This is a genomic window from Acinetobacter sp. USHLN143, assembly GCF_037145695.1.
GTDB lineage: Bacteria > Pseudomonadota > Gammaproteobacteria > Pseudomonadales > Moraxellaceae > Acinetobacter > Acinetobacter fasciculus.
Window position 1 is genome coordinate 1 of the sequence record NZ_JBBCWZ010000284.1, and the last position, 259, is coordinate 259.

Here is a 259-nt window from a genome sequence, read left to right on the forward strand (position 1 = left end):
CGTCACTACCTGCTGTTGTCCAATGCGCTGCCAGGGCAAACCCTGGATCAGTGCCTGTAACTGTTCCGGGCTGAGGGCTACGCTTTCACCCTGGTGAACTTTAGCCCAGTGAAATTTGCCCTGTTCCAGCCGCCGGGCACACAGCCAGATCCCCAGTCCATCATGCACCAGTACTTTCATGCGATGGCCACGTTTATTACAGAACAGGTAAGCACAATGCGGTTTGATGTAGCCAAAGGCTCTCACCACCTGAGCCATG

At 54.8% G+C, this 259-nt stretch carries 1 protein-coding gene; it reads right to left on the bottom strand.

Features of this window, described 5'->3' with window-relative positions; genetic code table 11:
* A partial coding sequence (tnpB, locus tag WFH18_RS18090) for an IS66 family insertion sequence element accessory protein TnpB (RefSeq protein ID WP_336755450.1) occupies window positions 1-259 on the bottom strand: 259 nt, incomplete at both ends.